At 41.0% G+C, this 18,223-nt stretch carries 21 protein-coding genes; 13 read left to right on the forward strand and 8 right to left on the reverse strand.

Going from position 1 to position 18,223, the window contains the following annotated elements; genetic code table 11:
• Window positions 1–15 precede the first annotated feature (15 nt).
• Both KW060_RS03330 and KW060_RS03335 read left to right on the forward strand, forming a co-directional pair.
• Window positions 16–309: a DUF1330 domain-containing protein gene (locus tag KW060_RS03330; protein ID WP_249034952.1), complete on the forward strand. Its 294-nt coding sequence runs from the start codon at window positions 16–18 to the stop codon at window positions 307–309.
• Window positions 309–860 (forward strand): YajG family lipoprotein, encoded by a 552-nt coding sequence (locus KW060_RS03335; RefSeq protein ID WP_249034953.1) that lies wholly within the window; start codon window positions 309–311, stop codon window positions 858–860. Before KW060_RS03330 ends, KW060_RS03335 begins: the two co-directional genes overlap by 1 nt.
• On the opposite strand, the gene KW060_RS03340 is transcribed toward KW060_RS03335, so the two are convergent.
• The gene (locus tag KW060_RS03340; RefSeq protein WP_276515123.1) at window positions 861–1,943 is read right to left on the reverse strand and encodes a pyridoxal-phosphate-dependent aminotransferase family protein; all 1,083 of its coding nucleotides are present in this window, start codon (window positions 1,941–1,943) and stop codon (window positions 861–863) included.
• Between the two features lie 182 nt (window positions 1,944–2,125).
• Here KW060_RS03340 and mgtE point away from each other — a divergent pair, with 182 nt between their 5' ends.
• Both mgtE and KW060_RS03350 read left to right on the forward strand, forming a co-directional pair.
• A complete protein-coding gene (gene mgtE / locus KW060_RS03345) occupies window positions 2,126–3,520 on the forward strand; it encodes a magnesium transporter (RefSeq protein ID WP_249034955.1) in 1,395 nt (464 codons plus the stop codon).
• Window positions 3,521–3,522: 2 nt separating this feature from the next.
• Window positions 3,523–3,942: a DUF1489 family protein gene (locus tag KW060_RS03350; protein ID WP_249034956.1), complete on the forward strand. Its 420-nt coding sequence runs from the start codon at window positions 3,523–3,525 to the stop codon at window positions 3,940–3,942.
• Here the strand turns inward: KW060_RS03350 and KW060_RS03355 are convergent.
• On the reverse strand, window positions 3,920–4,882 hold the full coding sequence (locus KW060_RS03355) for a glucosaminidase domain-containing protein (protein ID WP_249034957.1): 963 nt from the start codon (window positions 4,880–4,882) through the stop codon (window positions 3,920–3,922). The two genes, KW060_RS03350 and KW060_RS03355, sit on opposite strands and share 23 nt — an antisense overlap.
• Before the next feature lie 101 nt (window positions 4,883–4,983).
• Between KW060_RS03355 and KW060_RS03360 the strand changes: the two genes are divergently transcribed.
• From KW060_RS03360 to KW060_RS03395, 8 genes are all read left to right on the forward strand, one after another.
• Window positions 4,984–5,832 (forward strand): division plane positioning ATPase MipZ, encoded by an 849-nt coding sequence (locus KW060_RS03360; protein ID WP_249034958.1) that lies wholly within the window; start codon window positions 4,984–4,986, stop codon window positions 5,830–5,832.
• Window positions 5,833–6,282, forward strand: a complete 450-nt coding sequence (locus KW060_RS03365; RefSeq protein ID WP_249034959.1) for a J domain-containing protein — start codon at window positions 5,833–5,835, stop codon at window positions 6,280–6,282. It begins immediately after the preceding gene.
• A 14-nt stretch (window positions 6,283–6,296) separates the two neighbouring features.
• Window positions 6,297–7,685 (forward strand): phosphoglucomutase/phosphomannomutase PgmG, encoded by a 1,389-nt coding sequence (pgmG, locus tag KW060_RS03370; RefSeq protein WP_249034960.1) that lies wholly within the window; start codon window positions 6,297–6,299, stop codon window positions 7,683–7,685.
• A gap of 112 nt (window positions 7,686–7,797) precedes the next feature.
• Complete coding sequence (gene clpS, locus KW060_RS03375) at window positions 7,798–8,124, forward strand: ATP-dependent Clp protease adapter ClpS (RefSeq protein ID WP_249034961.1); 327 nt, start codon at window positions 7,798–7,800, stop codon at window positions 8,122–8,124.
• Between the two features lie 15 nt (window positions 8,125–8,139).
• A complete protein-coding gene (clpA, locus tag KW060_RS03380) occupies window positions 8,140–10,449 on the forward strand; it encodes an ATP-dependent Clp protease ATP-binding subunit ClpA (RefSeq protein ID WP_249034962.1) in 2,310 nt (769 codons plus the stop codon).
• Window positions 10,450–10,490: 41 nt separating this feature from the next.
• Window positions 10,491–10,880 (forward strand): hypothetical protein, encoded by a 390-nt coding sequence (locus tag KW060_RS03385; protein ID WP_249034963.1) that lies wholly within the window; start codon window positions 10,491–10,493, stop codon window positions 10,878–10,880.
• Between the two features lie 187 nt (window positions 10,881–11,067).
• Window positions 11,068–11,439 (forward strand): hypothetical protein, encoded by a 372-nt coding sequence (locus KW060_RS03390; protein ID WP_249034964.1) that lies wholly within the window; start codon window positions 11,068–11,070, stop codon window positions 11,437–11,439.
• 19 nt (window positions 11,440–11,458) lie between these two features.
• Window positions 11,459–11,866: a hypothetical protein gene (locus KW060_RS03395; protein ID WP_249034965.1), complete on the forward strand. Its 408-nt coding sequence runs from the start codon at window positions 11,459–11,461 to the stop codon at window positions 11,864–11,866.
• Here KW060_RS03395 and KW060_RS03400 read toward each other — a convergent pair.
• The 6 genes from KW060_RS03400 to KW060_RS03425 all read right to left on the reverse strand — a co-directional run bounded on the left by KW060_RS03400 (window position 11,863) and on the right by KW060_RS03425 (window position 17,681).
• Window positions 11,863–12,987, reverse strand: coding sequence for a GNAT family N-acetyltransferase (locus KW060_RS03400; RefSeq protein ID WP_249034966.1), 1,125 nt, complete (start codon window positions 12,985–12,987; stop codon window positions 11,863–11,865). The genes KW060_RS03395 and KW060_RS03400 overlap by 4 nt on opposite strands.
• Before the next feature lie 46 nt (window positions 12,988–13,033).
• Window positions 13,034–13,507 (reverse strand): RidA family protein, encoded by a 474-nt coding sequence (locus KW060_RS03405; RefSeq protein WP_249034967.1) that lies wholly within the window; start codon window positions 13,505–13,507, stop codon window positions 13,034–13,036.
• 73 nt (window positions 13,508–13,580) lie between these two features.
• Window positions 13,581–14,291, reverse strand: coding sequence for a GGDEF domain-containing protein (locus KW060_RS03410; RefSeq protein WP_249034968.1), 711 nt, complete (start codon window positions 14,289–14,291; stop codon window positions 13,581–13,583).
• A gap of 178 nt (window positions 14,292–14,469) precedes the next feature.
• Window positions 14,470–16,065, reverse strand: a complete 1,596-nt coding sequence (locus tag KW060_RS03415) for an amidohydrolase family protein (RefSeq protein WP_249034969.1) — start codon at window positions 16,063–16,065, stop codon at window positions 14,470–14,472.
• 57 nt (window positions 16,066–16,122) lie between these two features.
• A complete protein-coding gene (locus KW060_RS03420; RefSeq protein ID WP_249034970.1) occupies window positions 16,123–17,397 on the reverse strand; it encodes a DNA polymerase IV in 1,275 nt (424 codons plus the stop codon).
• The gene (locus KW060_RS03425) at window positions 17,394–17,681 is read right to left on the reverse strand and encodes a DUF3572 domain-containing protein (RefSeq protein WP_249034971.1); all 288 of its coding nucleotides are present in this window, start codon (window positions 17,679–17,681) and stop codon (window positions 17,394–17,396) included. Before KW060_RS03425 ends, KW060_RS03420 begins: the two co-directional genes overlap by 4 nt.
• A gap of 175 nt (window positions 17,682–17,856) precedes the next feature.
• Between KW060_RS03425 and KW060_RS03430 the strand changes: the two genes are divergently transcribed.
• A complete protein-coding gene (locus KW060_RS03430; protein ID WP_249034972.1) occupies window positions 17,857–18,222 on the forward strand; it encodes a response regulator in 366 nt (121 codons plus the stop codon).
• The last annotated feature ends 1 nt before the right edge of the window (window position 18,223 follow it).

Raw genomic sequence — 18,223 nt, forward strand, 5'->3', positions numbered from 1 at the left:
CCGTAGGAAATCAAAATGAGCGCATATTTAATTTTGGATGTTGAAATTCATGATCAGGAAAAATACGCTGAATATATGAAACTCGCGCGTCCACTTGTGGAAAAGTATGGCGGTAAGTATCATGTACGTGGCGGGCCATTTGAAATTATGGATGGCGATTGGTCACCAACAAGGCTGGTGGTGATAGAATATCCAGATATGGAAACAGCCAAAGCCATGTATAATGGCGATGAATATGCGCCCATTAAGGCAATCAGAATGTCATGCAGTACTGGCCATACGGTCATTGTTGAGGGAGGAATGGTTTAATGAAGAAATTTATAGTTTTGTTGATAGTGTCAGCATTAACGGCATGCGCATCCGTATCACAGGATGCAGTGATTGCCATTTATCCTAAAGTAACACCATCAAATGTGGGGCATGGATTACCGTTATCCATATCCGTAGAAGATAACCGCCCAAGCGGTGTGATTGGCACATATGGTGATGGTGGGCAAATTTCAACCAGTCAGGATATGGCCCAAACTATTGGCATTGCCTTAGTGGATAGTTTTTCGAAAATGGGTTTTAGTGTAACCGATTCCAACGATCCGGGTGCTATTCATTTGCATATATTCCTTGAAGAAATGAGCTACACAACAGATGGCGGCACCATTTCAACGGATGTTGAAACCAAAACCCGTGTGAAGGTAGAAGCCGTTGAAAGAGGCTTTAACCGCACATATAGCAATTCCGAACAGCGCACCATCCCGTTTTCTTCAAATCCGGATACCAACAATTCACAATTAAGCAATACGCTAAACGCAACGGTTCAGCGTATCGTAAGCGATAATGAATTGATTACGGCATTAGCACGGTGATTAATTCATCACCGCTTTAAAGGCTGCGAGGCATTTATTTACATTTTCTTCGCACGCACTGTGGCCCATAAGGCCGACACGCCATACTTTTCCGGCAAGTGCGCCAAGGCCAGCACCGATTTCCAAATTATGATCATTTAGTAATTTGGTTCTAATCGCGGCTTCGTCGGTGATATGCTCCGGGATTTTGATGGTGTTTAGCTGCGGTAATGCGCAATTTTCATCAACAAGATATTCAATTCCCATATCATTAAAACCTTTACGCAGTTTCGCGGACATATCGGCATGACGTTTCCATGCGTTTTCCAGTCCTTCTTCCTTAAGAATTAAAAGACTTTCATGAAGGGCATACATCGCATTAACTGGCGCTGTATGGTGATATGAGCGACCACCTGATCCGTCCCAATAACCCATCACAAGGTTAAGATCCAAGAACCAACTTTGAACCGGTGATTTGCGGTTTTTAATTTTTTCGATGGCACGGTCATTAAAGCTAACCGGTGAAATACCCGGTGGGCAGCTTAAGCATTTTTGTGAACCGGAATAAATGGCATCGATGCCCCAACCATCCACATCAAGTTCAGAACCCCCCAGTGACGTAACGGCGTCAACAATGGTGATACAGTCATGATCATGGGCCAGTTTACAAATTGCCTTGGCATCACTGGCGACACCCGTTGATGTTTCCGCAGCAACAAAGGCGACGATTTTTGCATCCGGATTTGCTTGTAATGCACTTTCTAGCTTTTCTAGTGAAACGGGTGTGCCCCATTCATCGCTTACCTCAACGGCTTCACCGCCGCAACGAACAACATTTTCAACCATTCGTGTGCCAAAAACACCATTGACGCAAATGATTGCTTTGTCGCCTTCTTCAATTAGGTTGGCGAAACATGTTTCCATGCCGGCTGAACCTGGTGCGGATACAGGGAAGGTTAATTTATTTTCTGTTTTGAATGCGTATCTTAATAGTTCTTTGATTTCATCCATTAAAGTTTGAAATGCAGGGTCAAGATGACCGATAGTTTGTCTTCCCATGGCTTCGAGTACACGTGGTGATACGTCAGACGGGCCCGGGCCCATTAAGGTTCTTTTTGGCGGAATAAATGATTGCACTTTATTTCACTTTCAATTTTTAGTTTTAATTTTTATGCGAAACTTAATTGATAATTATGAATATGAAAAGAGTTTCCTGTATATTTCATTTAAGTTCTTGACCTCAAAAGATATACGGTTGATAAGGGTACGGAACTCAGGGGAAGAAAATGAACGCGAAAGTCGAAAATAATCTTTCTGAAAATGAAAGCCATCTGGATGATGTGCTACCGGTTTCTCCTGAGCTGGTGGATGAAATTATTTATGCCCTTGAGCAAGGGGATAAAGACCAGATTGATTATCTTCTTGAGCCTCTCCATAACGCTGATATCGCGGACGTTTTTGAACAGATTAATGATCACCATCGTAAACTTCTAACTGGATTTGTAGGGGCGGACCTTGAACCGGAAGTTCTTTCTGAACTTGATGATAGTACCCTTGATGACGTTATCACGGAAATGGATGATGAGGACATCGCCCGCGCCGTTTCGCAAATGGAAAGTGATGACGCGGTTCACGTTCTTGAGGATCTGGACGAAGAAGATCAGCGGAAAATTATCGATGCGCTTCCGGATGAAGACCGCCTAGTCGTAGAAGAAGGTCTTTCTTACCCGGAAGATAGTGCGGGCCGCTTGCTACAACGTAATTTGGTATCTGTTCCTGGGCAATGGTCGGTTGGTAAAGTAATTGATTATTTTAGAACTGATGATGAACTGCCGGAAGAATTTTATGAAATCTTTGTCGTGGATCATTTACATCACCCGATAGGAACGGTCGCCTTAAATAAAATCATCAGAAGTGACCGTGAAACTTTAATTCATGAATTAATGGAAGAAGAGCCAAAAGTCGTTCCTGTTGATATGGATCAGGAAGAAGTGGCCTATCTTTTCCGTCAATATGACCTGACCTCCATGGCGGTGGTCGATGATAATGGCCGTTTGATCGGTATGATTACTGTGGATGACGTAGTTGATGTTATCGACGAAGAAGCAGAAGAAGATTTGATGCTTATGTCCGGTATTAAGGAAACGGATATTTCGGAGAGCGTTCTTGAAGCATCAAAGAACCGTGTGATTTGGCTGATTATTAATTTGGCGACGGCAATTTTGGCATCGCTTGTAATTGCAATGTTTGACGCGACCATTGAGCAAATGGTGGCTTTGGCGGTACTTATGCCGATTGTTGCATCAATGGGCGGGAATGCAGGTACGCAGACCATGACCGTGACAGTAAGGGCAATTGCCACGCGTGATTTGACATCAAGTAACGCCAAACGCATTGTATTTAGGGAATTTTCCATTGCTCTTGTAAATGGCGTTATCATTGCCATTATTATTGGTGGTTTATCTTGGCTTTGGTTTCAAAATGCTGCGCTTGGCGGTGTGATGGGCGCAGCGATGATTGTGAACATGTTGATGGCAGGACTTGCGGGAATTCTTATTCCGATCATGCTTGATAAAATGAATGTGGACCCTGCGCTCGCCAGTAGTATTTTTGTGACGACAGTGACAGATGTCATTGGTTTTTTTGCCTTTCTTGGACTTGCGGCGGTGGTGCTTCTTTAACAATGGCCGTAAATATCATCAAACTTTGTGTGGGGATTGAAAGTGTGGAACATTTGATCGAAGCACGCAAAAACGACCCACGTAACAAAGGGCTTGATTATAATTTCCATGTGACCCGTTTTAAACCGAAGCGCGCCGATGAAATATTGGATGGCGGTTCGCTTTACTGGGTGATGAAAGGGTTTATTCAGGCAAGACAACGCATTATCGGATTTGAAGAAGTAAAAACCGATAACGGCACAAAATGCATGATTAAAATGGATAAGAAAATTTACCTTACAGAAAGCCAGCCACGTAGGGCGTTTCAAGGATGGCGGTATCTGGATCAACAATCAGCGCCAAAAGATCTGCCGGAAAATAGCCCCGAACAAAATATGCCGACTGAACTTAGAAATGACCTTAAGGAGCTAGGTCTAATTTAATTTCTTGATATTCCGCGTATCTGAGTGATGCATGATCAAATTGTTCCAGGCTGTTTGCACGGATCACGTTGTTTAATCGGTCGATATATTCAAAACCCAATTCTGAATAAAAGATAAGAGTAATAAGTAAATCGCTTACCTTAATATCTTCTGGTTTTTCGTATCTTCTGCGTTCAATGCGGAAATCTTCGTATGCAGGGTGGGTGTTTAAATTCATGGCATATCCCTTAACCGCGCCCAGAAGGTCATCAAATACTTTAATCGTATGGGTTTTGCCCGCTTCGCGTCTTAAGGGGACCATGCCTTCTTCGTCATCCCATGTCCATTGGCCATATAATGCGTTTGCTTCTGTCGCAAATCTAGATGTTCCCCATCCCGTTTCGATGGCCGCTTGCGTGATGGCTAGTGAAGGGGGAATGATGTTCATTCTTGAATATAATTCTGGAATATCAAACCCTTGGATTTGATATTGTTTCATTTTTTGCTCAAGCCAAATGCGGTCGGCATCTTTAAATTCACCGGAAAATTCACGTGTGAACATGATCTCGGATAATAGCTCGCGGTCCGCCTGAATATCATCGTTTACTTTCAAAATCAGCGGCAGAATGATGGATATAAAAACATTCTTTCTGGCGGTAACATCCAGATCAGAAAGTGTTGTAGGAACGCTGTTTAAAAAAATCGGTGGAACGTCAATATGACCGCGCCTTACCGCGATAATATCATATCCATATGATGCCAATATTGATTGAATATCAGATGGCTTAGGTGTTTCTTCAACGATTTCAACAGGGGGTTCAATTAAAACTGCTTTTCTGCTTTCGATCACTTGGTAAACGGATACAGACAAAGGCAAAATTAGGAATAAAGTTGCCAATAAAATGAAAGAAACAGTTTTTTTGCCAAAAAATGAATTTTTTGTTTCCAAGCTACTAGCCATGTAAATCCTAACAGGATAGATTAACGAACATGATTATTGATAATAATATAACGAGCAGCTAATTGCTAGATTTATTGTGGAACTGGTGTTTGGAGAAAGTGATGCCTAAAGATAATAACAAGGCACATGTTATAGTAGTGGGGAATGAAAAAGGGGGATCGGGCAAATCAACAACAGCGATGCATGTTATTGTGAGCCTGCTTAGAAAAGGATTTAAAATTTCTGTGATTGATCTGGATTCGAGACAGAAATCACTTGCAAGATATCTTGAAAACAGATTGAAATATTCAGAAAAAAATGAACTAGATCTTGCTATTCCGGATGTTTATGTCTTGTCACGCTCATTAAATGGTGACGTGGATAATATGATGTATGAAGATACAAAAAACTTCTCGGAATTGATGGAAGAGCTTCATGAAGGATCAGATTTTATTTTAATTGATTGCCCGGGAAGTGATTCTAATCTCTCCAGACTTGCTCATGCTTCTGCGGATACATTAATAACGCCGATTAACGATAGCTTTGTTGATCTTGATCTTCTGGCTTCTGTCGATCAGGATACCTATAAAGTTGATAAATTAAGTCTTTATAGTGAAATGGTCTGGGATGCTCGTAAACATCGCGCGGCAACAGACCGTGGCACCATTGACTGGGTCGTGATGCGCAATAGAACATCTGCGCTGGATGCAAAGAATAAACGCCGTGTTAATGCGGCGCTTAAAGAATTGCAGAAACGAATTTCATTCAGATATATTCAAGGCCTTGGTGAAAGGGTGATCTACCGTGAATTATTCCCAAAAGGGCTGACCCTTGTTGATTTGCGTGATACAAAAGAGAAAATGACCATGTCCCATGTGGCTGCACGTCAAGAACTTAGAAGATTAATGGGTGACCTGGATTTGCCGGAATGGGATGAGATTGAACAGAATAAGCAAAGCAAGGCTTCTTAAATGATTTTATACGCGCTCATATTGCTGCTTGGTGCTGGCATTTCCTATTACGCGATTTCAAATTACATGAAAACGCAACCGGAAAAATTTAACGATACTTTTCGTAAAGTGTTGGCAATTGCACTGGGGGCAATGGCGTTTATCATTTTAATCAAAGGTAACATTCCTGTGGCGGGCGTACTTGCGGTGGCGGCCGCATTATCATGGCAGGGCACATTGTGGTCTTATTTACGGTCAAAAGCAGGTGTTGAACAACCCAAACCAAAATATGATAGCAAAATGAGCCGTGAAGAAGCGTTGGAAATTCTTGAATTACAAGGGAATCCTACGCCTGACGATATTAAAGCGGCTCATCACCGGTTGATGATGAAAATTCATCCGGATCAAGGGGGATCAGGATATTTTGCAGCCAAACTTAATCAGGCAAAAGATATTCTGCTCAATAAATAATACAGGATAAATTTATGCATCAATTTAACAGCAGCATTCTTCGTGAATATGATGTTCGCGGAATTGTTGGCAAAACACTTGATGGCTATGACGCATTTTTTCTTGGAAAATCTTTTGGCACGATAGTGCGCCGCAACGGCGGAAAAAAAATATGCGTCGGATATGATGGGCGTATCAGTTCCCCGGATTTTGAAGAAAAAATAACAGAGGGCATCATTTCAACGGGTGTTGATGTGTTGCGCATTGGGTGCGGTCCTTCACCGATGCTTTATTATTCCGTTTTCGAATTGGACGCTGATGGCGGGATTATGATTACCGGTTCACACAACCCGCCTGATTATAACGGGTTTAAATTTATGCTTGGAAAATCTGGTTTTTATGGAAAACAAATTAAAGCATTAGGCGATGTTGCAGCAACGGGTGATTTTGAAAAAGGGCACGGCGAAGCAAGGCATGTTAATGTTTTTGATCGGTATGCAGACCGATTGTTAAGGGATGTTGATTTCGCAGCGTGGGAAAGAGCCGATCTTTCAGTGGCATGGGATCCGGGCAATGGCGCCGCCGGGGAAGTGGTTGCGGCTCTTATCAGCCGGCTTCCGGGAAAGCATTATCTTATCAACGGGGAAATAGACGGGACGTTTCCAAACCATCATCCTGACCCGACAGTCGCAAAAAACTTATCGCAAATAAAAGAATTGATTGCAGATAAAAAAATGGACATGGGCGTTGCATTTGATGGTGATGGCGACCGAATAGGGGCTGTGGATGGCCGGGGTGATATTATCTGGGGCGACCAATTATTGGCTATATTCGCCGAAGAAATTTTAAAATCCAAACCGGGTTCCAACATTGTTGCTGATGTAAAATGTAGTCAGATGCTATTTGACCGGGTTAAGGAATTAGGCGGTAATCCTGTTATGTGGAAAACGGGGCATTCTTTAATCAAAAGCAAAATGGAAGAAACGGGCGCGCCAATAGCAGGTGAAATGAGCGCTCATATCTTTATCAAAGATAATTATTATGGCTTTGATGATGCAATTTATGCCGCGATCAGGCTGATAAATATTGCGTCAATGGTTGAAGGCGGATTAACTGCGTTAAAAAGGAAACTACCGAATGTTGTCAATACGCCTGAAATCAGGATTGATACAAACGGAAATGATCCATTTGAAATTGTTGATGATATTTTAAAACATCTGAAAGAACACAATATTGCGTATAACGATATTGATGGCGCACGAGTTGTCACAGATGATGGATGGTGGTTGATACGGGCGTCAAATACGCAGGATGTGGTTGTCGCACGCTGTGAAGGCAAGGATGAAACGGCATTAAATGCACTGGTATCAGAATTACAATGTTTGTTGGATCGGTATGGCTTAAAATTGCCCGAAGTTTTATAAAAATTAAGTTTTATGATAAGATAAATATCAGTTAATTTTATAACTGACCCTTTAAAATCAAAAATACGGTTTTATCTTTAATAAATAAGATGTGTAGCAATAGTGGAAAACGATGAGTGAACAAAACAACGATAATGGCATGGATTTCGAAGGTTCGGTCATTACGAAATCAAAGCCCAAGACGAAAAAACCGTCTATGTATAAAGTTCTAATGCTGAATGATGATTATACACCGATGGATTTCGTTGTTCACGTTCTGCAAAAATTCTTCAGAATGCCGGAAAGTGAAGCCATGCGTGTGATGTTACAGGTGCATCAGCAAGGTATCGGCGTGTGCGGTGTGTTCACCTTTGAAATCGCAGAAACCAAAGTTCATCAAGTTGTTGAATATGCGAGAAAAAACGAACATCCACTACAATGTACACTCGAAAAAGATTAGAAGCAGGAGATAAACGTGCCGACATTTTCACCAAACTTGGAACATACTCTTCATCGCAGTGTTGCTGAAGCCAATAAAAGACAACATGAATTTGCGACTCTTGAGCATCTACTCTTGGGGCTATTGGATGATCAGGATGCAGTTGCCGTTCTTCGGGCTTGTGATGTGAATATCCAACAACTTCGCGCCGAAGTTAAAGTGTATCTGGACCAAGAACTTGGCAATATCACTGAAGAAACGGCAATTGATGCTACGCCGACGGCGGGTTTTCAACGGGTTATTCAGCGCGCGATCCTGCATGTGCAAAGCAGCGGACGTGAAGAAGTGAACGGCAGCAATGTACTCGTCGCGTTATTTTCAGAACGCGAAAGCCATGCGGTCTTTTATCTTCAGCAACATGAAGTTTCGAGGCTTGATGTTGTGAATTATATTTCACACGGTCTTGCAAAATCCGGCGATCCGGATGGACATGGTAACATGGATGATGATCTTGATGAAGAAGAGGTCGCAGAAGGCAGTGGAAAAACTGCCCTAGAAAAATATTGTGTGAACCTGAATGACAGGGCACGTGAAGGAAAAATTGACCCACTTATTGGTCGTGTGAATGAGGTTGAACGTACAATTCAAATTTTATGCCGTCGTTCAAAAAATAATCCTTTATACGTTGGCGACCCCGGTGTTGGAAAAACTGCGATTGCAGAGGGACTGGCATTGCGTATCGTCAAAAAAGAAGTGCCGGAAGTTTTACACGAAGCAGAGATTTATTGTCTTGAAATGGGAACCATCCTTGCGGGAACTCGTTTTCGTGGTGATTTTGAAGAACGCATCAAGGCGGTTATTAGAGAGATAGAAGAAAAAGAAAAATCCATTCTTTTCATTGATGAAATTCATACGATCATTGGTGCCGGTGCCACGGGCGGCGGTGCCATGGATGCATCCAACTTGTTAAAGCCAGCGCTTGCAAAAGGTGCACTACGCTGTATCGGTTCAACCACATATAAGGAATATCGTTCATATATTGAAAAGGACCGCGCGCTACTGCGTCGTTTCCAGAAAATTGATGTGGTGGAACCAACACCGCACGAAGCAAAAGAAATTCTAAAAGGGATCAAAAAATATTTCGAAGAACACCACAATGTGAAATATAGCGACGAAGTCATTGAAACAGCCGTTGATCTTTCCGTACGTCATATTAATGAACGTAAATTACCGGATAAAGCAATTGATGTAATTGACGAGGTCGGTGCGTCGCAAATGCTGTTACCGGAACCAAAACGCAAAAAGAACATTACCGTTTCCGATGTTGAAAATGTGGTTTCAAAAATGGCGCGGATCCCGCCAAAATCAGTATCAAAAGATGATAAGTCGGTGCTTTCCACATTGAACAAAGATTTGAAACGTGTCGTATTTGGTCAGGACCGTGCCATCGAAGTTCTTTCGGACGCGATTAAATTATCACGTGCGGGCTTACGTGAAGATGATAAACCAATTGGTTGTTATCTATTCAGTGGCCCAACGGGTGTCGGTAAAACAGAAGTCGCGAAACAGCTGGCGAGCCTTCTTGGGGTTGAGCTCGAGCGATTTGATATGTCTGAATATATGGAACGTCATACGGTTTCACGTCTGATTGGTGCACCTCCCGGATATGTAGGTTATGATCAGGGTGGCTTGCTGACGGATGCCGTCGATAAAACACCGCATTGCGTTCTTCTGCTTGATGAAATCGAAAAGGCCCATCAGGATGTTTATAATATCTTGCTTCAAGTAATGGATCACGGAACGTTAACCGATAGTAATGGTAAAAAAATCGACTTTAGAAACGTGATTTTAATTATGACCACCAATGCGGGGGCGGCAGAATTAAGTAAAGAATCAATTGGGTTTGGTGTTTCTGATCAGTCAGGCGCTGATGAAGAAGCGATTAAGAAGCTCTTTACTCCCGAATTTAGAAACCGACTTGATGCGATTGTGCCATTTGGCGAATTGCCGCCAAAAGTCATTGAGCAAGTGGTCGAGAAATTTATTCTTGAGCTTGAAATGCAATTAGAAGACCGCGGCGTTCATATTAAAATGACACCTGCTGCGAAAGCATTTATCGCAGATAAAGGTTATGACAAGCATTTCGGTGCAAGACCATTAAAACGCGTCATTCAGGAAGAGATTAAAAAGCCGCTTGCTGACGAACTTTTGTTTGGCAGACTTGTAGAAGGTGGTGAAGTTAAAATCGGTTGCAAGAATAAGAAGTTACAGATTGATGTAGAGCCTGGAAAATTGCTGCCGAAACCGAAACGCAAAAGGAAAAGCAAGCCAAAAGAAACGGCTTGAGGATGAAATAGAACGGGTGACTTGATAGTAGGAGAACAACTATGTTGAGAGTACTGATTATTGGGGCACTAACATTTGGAATAGGGGCGAGTGTCTTTGCCCAGGAAGAAAAGTCCGAACGTTATAATAAAGAAATGGCGAAATATAGCCAAACTGGTGAATTTAAAAATTGTGTGCGGGCAAACAGTATAAGAAGAACTAAGATACTGGATGATCAACACATCATTTTTGAAATGACTGGAAAAAATATTCTGTTGAATACATTAGACAGAAAATGTCATTCGCTAGGATATTTGCAGCAGATTTCATATTCCGTAAGAAACAACAGGCTATGCAATGTGGATTTCTTTAATGTGATGGATAATATGCGGGCGCGTACAACCTGTGGTTTTGGTAAATTTGAGGTCTTAGAGAAAAAAGAGGCTGGATAAGCAAGAAATTACGCAAATTATGTAGAAAATTGCCATTTCAATGTTTTGGGTGGCAATTTTTTTATGAGTAAATTTATGTTATTTAAATTAAAAGTTGTAAAATGCAATTATAGGGTTGTATTTAGGGTGTTTTTTTGTTACTTTTGATTCATTGACACAAATGAGGCGCAATATAAAGGAAGTTACGATGAAAAAAACATTGGTATTATTGATCGGATGTTTAGCAATTGGCAACAGTGCTATTGCTTATGAAACAGCGGCGCAAAAAGCGGCGAAAAAGAAACTGGATAGATATAATCAAACAGGTACTTTTGAAAATTGCATCAATTACAAGAATATTAAAAAATCAGTTGTCATTGATAATAATCGCATCTTGTTTGAATTAAGAGGCAATAAAACAGTCCTTAATACAATGGACAATAGATGCGAAAGCCTGGAATTTGAGCGTCAATTTAATTACGCTGTCAGAAATAGCAAACTCTGTGCAAAAGACGTGATTTACGCAAGACGTGATACATGCATGCTAAGTCAATTCGAAGTTCTTGAAAAGAAATCCTAATTGAATGATTGGGGGTAACATGAACAAAATTGCATTCTATACCTTTTCAACATTAATAAGCATTGGCGTTGCTATAAGCGCCAGTGCCGAAGAAAAGCAATATTCAGAACTAGACGGCTTTTCTAAGACTACTCTTAAAGCTGAATGTATCGCAAAAGAAAGAATTAAAAGAACACGTGTTTTGGATAATGAAACGATATTATTCAAAATGACAAATGGCGATTATGTCTTAAATAAGCTAAGTGAAAAATGCAATGTGATGGGTGTCTCTGGGCATCTCGTTAATGAAAAAAGCGCTTATTGCAGTGATGATGAGTTTCTAACGGGGCATGGACCCGCTCTTGGCAATAAAGTTGCACCTGGTGGTGGAAATGTCAAAAGTTGCAATCTCGGACATTTTGAAATTTATCGCCGAACTTCAAGCTAATCAGTGTTTTTATAAGGCGTAAACCCGCTTAAATAATCAATTTCTCGTTTCACGGCTTTTCGTTCTTGAGCGAGAAATTTTTTTATGGCGTCTTTAAAAGACGGGTTCGTAATCCAATGGGCACTATTTGTTGCGATCGGGATATAACCACGCGCGATTTTATGATCGCCCTGGGCACCTGCCTCGACCTTTTTAAGTTTTTGTTCAATGGCAAAATCAATTGCCTGATAATAACATAATTCGAAATGTAGACATTTATGATATTCGGTCGATCCCCAATATCGTCCGTAAAGCGTATCCGGTCCGATTAGATTGAGCGCGCCAGCAATATATCTTCCGTCACGTTTTGCCATGATCAATAATATGTCGTTAGGGATGTTTTCGCTAAGTATTGAGAAAAAAGCCCTGTTCAAATACGGTCTGCCCCATTTGCGGTTTGAAGTGTTGATATAAAATTCATAATAATGATCCCAATGAACTTCCTTAATATCTTTTCCATTTAACCATTCAATTTCAATGTCATTTGAAAGTGCTGTTTCGCGTTCCTTTTTAATATTCTTTCTTTTCCGTGAAGAAAGGGTGTTCAAAAAATGATCGAATGTTTTGTAATTGTCATTGAACCAATGAAATTGTTGGTCTTGACGTAATAACAATTCTTGTGACGTCATAACCGTTGCTTCATCATCGGTGATGAATGTGAAATGTAGGCCCGAGATACCCAATTCTTCTGTATGGGAAATTGCTGCATGCAGCAATTGTTGTCTGACATCAGCAATGGGGCTTAGTAATTTTGGCCCGTTAACAGGGCTAAACGGAATGGATGATTGCATTTTGGGGTAATAATGGCCACCTGCTTGTTCATAAGCATTGGCCCAACCATGGTCAAAAACATATTCACCTTGTGAATGGCTTTTAAGATATTGTGGTAATACACCAACAATTTCATCATCATCAATAATGGCTATATGTTGCGGGTGCCATCCGGTGTTCGCGTTAACGCATCCGCTTTCTTCAAGTGCAGATAAAAAGCCATATGATGAAAAAGGGTTGTTTGTATAGTTACAGCGATCCCACTGACCTTGCGGAATGTCTGTTATTTTATCAAATACCCTATATTTCATTTAGAACCTTTTTGGGGGCGGTTAAACCCCCAAGAAGAAAATATTTTTATGCGTCCGCAATATCCACAAGCGCATCAATTTCAACAGAAACATTTCGCGGAAGGGCGTTTGTACCAACGGCTGAACGAGAGTGCTTACCTTTATCGCCAAAAACTTCAACCATAAGATCGGATGCGCCATTTACGACTTCCGGCTGGTTACCAAAACCGTCTGCGCAATTTACAAATCCGCCTAATTTCACAATGCGGTTAACACGGCTTAAATCACCGTCACAAATTGCGTTGATTTGTGCGATAATATTGATGCCACAAAGACGGGCTGCTTTTGCACCTTCTTCTTCTGAAATATCGACGCCAACCTTTCCAGTGAAAGGAAGGTTGCCGTCTTCGATTGGAACTTGTCCTGAAATGGAATAAAGCGTACCCGATTGCGTATATGGAACGTAGTTCGCAACCGGGGCCACCGGTGCAGGTAGATTAATGCCTAATTTTTCTAAATTTTCTTTTGGCGAATTGCTCATGTTATCTCCGTATAATTTATTTTTTACGTGACGAAGATTACGATTTTTTTATCGCAAAGAAAAGGCTTTAATCTTAACTCATGTGATATCTGTTTTTGGTTCTTTTGCGCTCATTTTTGTTTTGATACATGGACAGATCTGCTTCATGGAAAATTTCCTCGAGACTGCTATTGCTGTCGATAATGGCATAACCCAAGCTTGCACTAACATGTATTTCATGGCCTTCGTGCATGACTGTAATTTTTCTTAGTTTATGACGGATGTATCCGGCACGTTCTTTTGCTTTTTCAATATCACATTTATTTAGAAGGATGCCAAATTCATCGCCGTAAATACGGGCAGCGAAATCAGTTTGTCTGATTGATTGTGCAAGCAGAGTTCCGATTTTAAGCAGAATTTCATCGCCAATTTTATGGCCGAAGCTATCGTTTATGATTTTAAATTTATCAAGATCAAGATAAGCAAAAAGACTTTGTTCACCAAATCTTTTTGCACGCGCAATAGCCGCGGAAACTTCATATTCAAACCCTTGCTTATTCAACAATCCAGTTAACATGTCAGTTGATGCCATCGATTCCAAATTTGAAATATATGCTTTTTGCTCAGCAATGGTTTGTTCTGCTGCGGCGGCGTAATCAAGAATTTCAGAAAGCGCTTTCCAGTTTTTTAAAGTAAGACCATCAGCGGACTGATGGAATTTCTTCACAAGTTCAGATGCTTTTTCGCTGATCTTGAAATTGGAATGATCTAACTGATTTTCCTGACTATATTGAATGATATTCATATTACGCTCCTTTTTAATAAACTACTGCTGTAATTTATTGCAAAAAGTGTGCCAGATGCTTGAGGAGTGAGAATGAAGGAAAACCTTGTAAAACAAAGGGCAAGCAATCCTATATTTAGGAAAAACTTGCCCTTATATGGGTAAAATAACCGCTTTTATGGTTAATAAATGGTTAACGCTATTCTTCGCGCGGTGTGTTGGCGATCGCCAGTGGTTTATCTAGTGATATGCCGGCTTCGATCTTTGCTTCACGAACCATTTCACGAACGTCAGCACGTAATTTAAACGCGTCATAAACAATGCCGTCTTTAATGGTCCAGCGAACACCACCGACACGTTCTACTAGGCCAGTTTCCTCGTTTAACTTGATGGCACCCGTTCCATAAAGAACTTTAAAGTTATGGAGTGGGTTTTCATCGACGATGGCAAGGTCTGCTTTTTTGCCAACCTGTAGGCTGCCGATTTCATCTTCCATTTTAAGCTCTTCTGCGTTGATTAAGGTTGCAGAACGGATAACCTCAAGCGGGTGGAAGCCTGCTTCTTGTAAAAGCTCAAATTCCTGAATGTATCCAAAACCATAAAGGCTATAAATAAAACCAGTGTCGCTTCCAACGCCGACTTTTCCGCCGCGATTTTTATATTCATTAATGAATTGCATCCACAGCTTATAATTCTCGTTCCACTGTACTTCATGTTTTGTTGTCCAATAGAACCAGTATGAACCATGCGCAACCGGACTTGGGCGGTAAAAATCCCATAAAACTGGCATGGTATATTCGTCATGCCAGATGGCGCGGCTCATGCGCATTAAATCGCGTGATGCTACATAAATGGTAAATGTTGGATTAAGCGCAAAATCACGATCAAGCAATGTTTGCATTACTTCGTTCCATTTGTCAGAGCCCGGTTTTGCCGCTTGTCTCCAAAGTTTTCCAGCTTCGCCAAAACGGTCCATTTCATCGGTATAGATATAATCGGATGGATAGTCTTGTACTAAACGATCTTCAAATAATGCTTCCGGTAGGCCGTACCAATGTTCCATACTGTCTAGGCCGCGTGCCGATGTATCAAGGACGTTTGCGTGGGTCACGTCCGGTTGTGCGTGATGCATTGTGGTCTCAAGGCCGATTTTTTCCGCTTCATCAAGGGCCGCCCAAAGGATTTCTTTTGGTGCGCCGAAAAATTTAATGCCATCTGCGCCGTTGGCTTTAATTTCACGAACACGTTCGCGGGCCCCTTCAACGGTGTCAATGCCACTGAAGATCGGGAATGCAACAATACGGGGGGCCGTAATTTCATTAGCTGCACTTTGTTTTTTAAGGCCGACAACGCGTGTATCACCACCGGAACCAAGACTACGTATTGTTGTTATGCCGTGGCCCATTAACAGTTTGAAAATATATTCCGGTGACACACCCTGCCCAGAATTTTCAGAATGGATGTGTGAATGAATATCGATTAAGCCCGGCAAAATATATTTGCCATGAACATCAATTTCACGGTCACCGGGGGCAGGGCGTCTATCGGGATTAATCGGGCGCCCTGGGGTGCCGACCACTTTAATTTCAGTGATGCGGTCATTTTCAATGACTACATCCGCGGGACCATATGCAGGTGCACCTGTGCCATCAATGATAAAACCACCACGCAGCACGAGTCGTTCATATTGTCCTTCACCCTCAGCACGTGGGGGTACTTCGTTTTCTTGGGCGTACCCCGTTGTAATGGTCATTAAGCCAGCAATTATTGCGGCTGATATAATATTGAATTTCATGCTCTTATTCCCCTTTTTGGAATTATTGAATTTATTTTATATGAAAAAAATTCTTTGTCAGGTGAATTTTCGGCCTTTGTTGATAATATCTTTGCCAAACTTTTCCCTGATTTTATCTATGGCTTTTTCTGTTTTGATTTTTATTTCTTTATCGGGGTCAAGCAGGTCAGGTAAATCGGAAAAGCTTTCATCAATGAATTTTGAAACACCAATGCCGATCAATCTATATTCAAGGCCATTACATTCTTTTTTAAGAAGCGATTTTCCGTGTTCATAAATTATTTCGGCCATTTGGGTCGAATCATCCAGTGTGACAGCACGGGTGACAGTTCTGAAATTTGCAGTTTTTAATTTAAGAGTGATTGTTTTGGCGGAAATATGTTTGTCTTTTAATCTGCCGGATAATTTTTCAGATAATGCCCATAAATGCTTTTTTAGCGTGTTGTAATCCGCAACATCTTGATCAAGTGTGATTTCATTTGAAACACTTTTTACCGTTGTTTCTTTAGTGACGGTGCGACGGTCCTCGCCGCGTGAAAAATAATAAAGCCGTTCCCCCATCGAACCATAATCACGGATCAGTTTTTTTAAATCCATTTTTTGTAACTGGCCGATTTGACTTATGCCCGCTCGTTTCATTTTTGCATTTAAAACTTTGCCAACGCCCCATATTTTGTTGATAGGCATTGGGGCTAATATGGTTTTTGCATCAGATTTTCCGATAATCGAAAAACCATCGGGTTTGTTAAGGTCGGACGCTAATTTCGCCAGAAATTTATTATAACTAAGGCCGATGGAAACCGTGATGCCAATTTCGTTTTTAATACGAGTGGCTGTTTGGTTTAAAACTTTTGCGGCTGACATACCGTGTAACTTTGCGGTCCCCGTTAGATCAATAAATGCTTCATCAATTGATATCGGTTCAATACTTGGGGTGAGAGATGTGAATATTTCCCTTATTTGTTTGCTGACGGCAGCATACTTATCCATATTTGGTTTTAAAACGACTGCATTGGGGCATAATTTATTGGCTTGAAACATGGGCATGGCTGACCTAACGCCATATGTTCTGGCAATATAACAGCACGTTGAAACAACTCCGCGTTTACCGCCCCCGATGATCAGCGGCTTTGCGTCCAGATCCGGATTATCCCGTTTTTCAATACTGGCATAGAATGCATCGCAATCTATATGCGCGATCGTAAGTGTATGAAGTTCTGGGTGTGATAAAATTCGCGGGCTTCCACATTCTTTACATTTTAATTGATGCTCATCTGTATCCGTAAGGCAATCCTTGCAAAAGGATGGTGTGGCTTGATCATTATCAGTCATGATTGAAAGGGCATGGCCCCTGGGAAAGCCCCTCTTGCGGCTGATATATTGGTTGGATCAATGTTATATTCTTCAGCATAACCAATAAGTGCGTTTTCATTTTGCATTAAATAATCAAGAATGCTTCCAAGTAATGCATTAAACCTTTCCGGATTCCCCATATCTGATTTTAGATCCTCTAATGAAGTACCAGATAATTTTAAATATCCGGATAATAATTTTTCATCTGATGCAACAAATGAAAGGGCATTGATGGCTAATATTTCGGCGTTATCGTGATCCATTGATATTTCTTTTGTATTGTGTGGCAAGATGGATTAAATATAATTAATGTTTACGAATTATAGAAAAAATTATAAAAATTAACCGCTTCTTCATATCCTTTGATTAATAGTGTTTAATAGTTTATTGAGTTTTGATATATAATTCAAAAAAATATAGTAAAAAAAGAGACCATTTATGCCGAAAAAAATTCTAGTTGTTGAAGATAATGATCTAAATATGAAGCTCTTTTGTGACTTGTTGGATGCTCATGGGTATGAGACGGTTCAAACGCAGGAAGGGATGAAGGCCCTGGAACTTGCCAGAAATGAAAAACCTGATTTGATTTTAATGGATATCCAATTACCAGAAGTTTCCGGCCTGGAAGTAACGAAATGGATTAAGGAAGACGATGAACTTAAATCGATTCCTGTAATTGCTGTTACAGCATTCGCGATGAAAGGGGACGAAGAAAAGATTCGTGAGGGCGGTTGTGAAGCCTATATTGCGAAGCCTATTTCTGTAAGCCACTTTATTGAAACTATCAGAAAATTTGTGGGATAAA

The sequence above is a fragment of the Pseudemcibacter aquimaris genome (assembly GCF_028869115.1).
Taxonomy (GTDB): domain Bacteria; phylum Pseudomonadota; class Alphaproteobacteria; order Sphingomonadales; family Emcibacteraceae; genus Pseudemcibacter; species Pseudemcibacter aquimaris.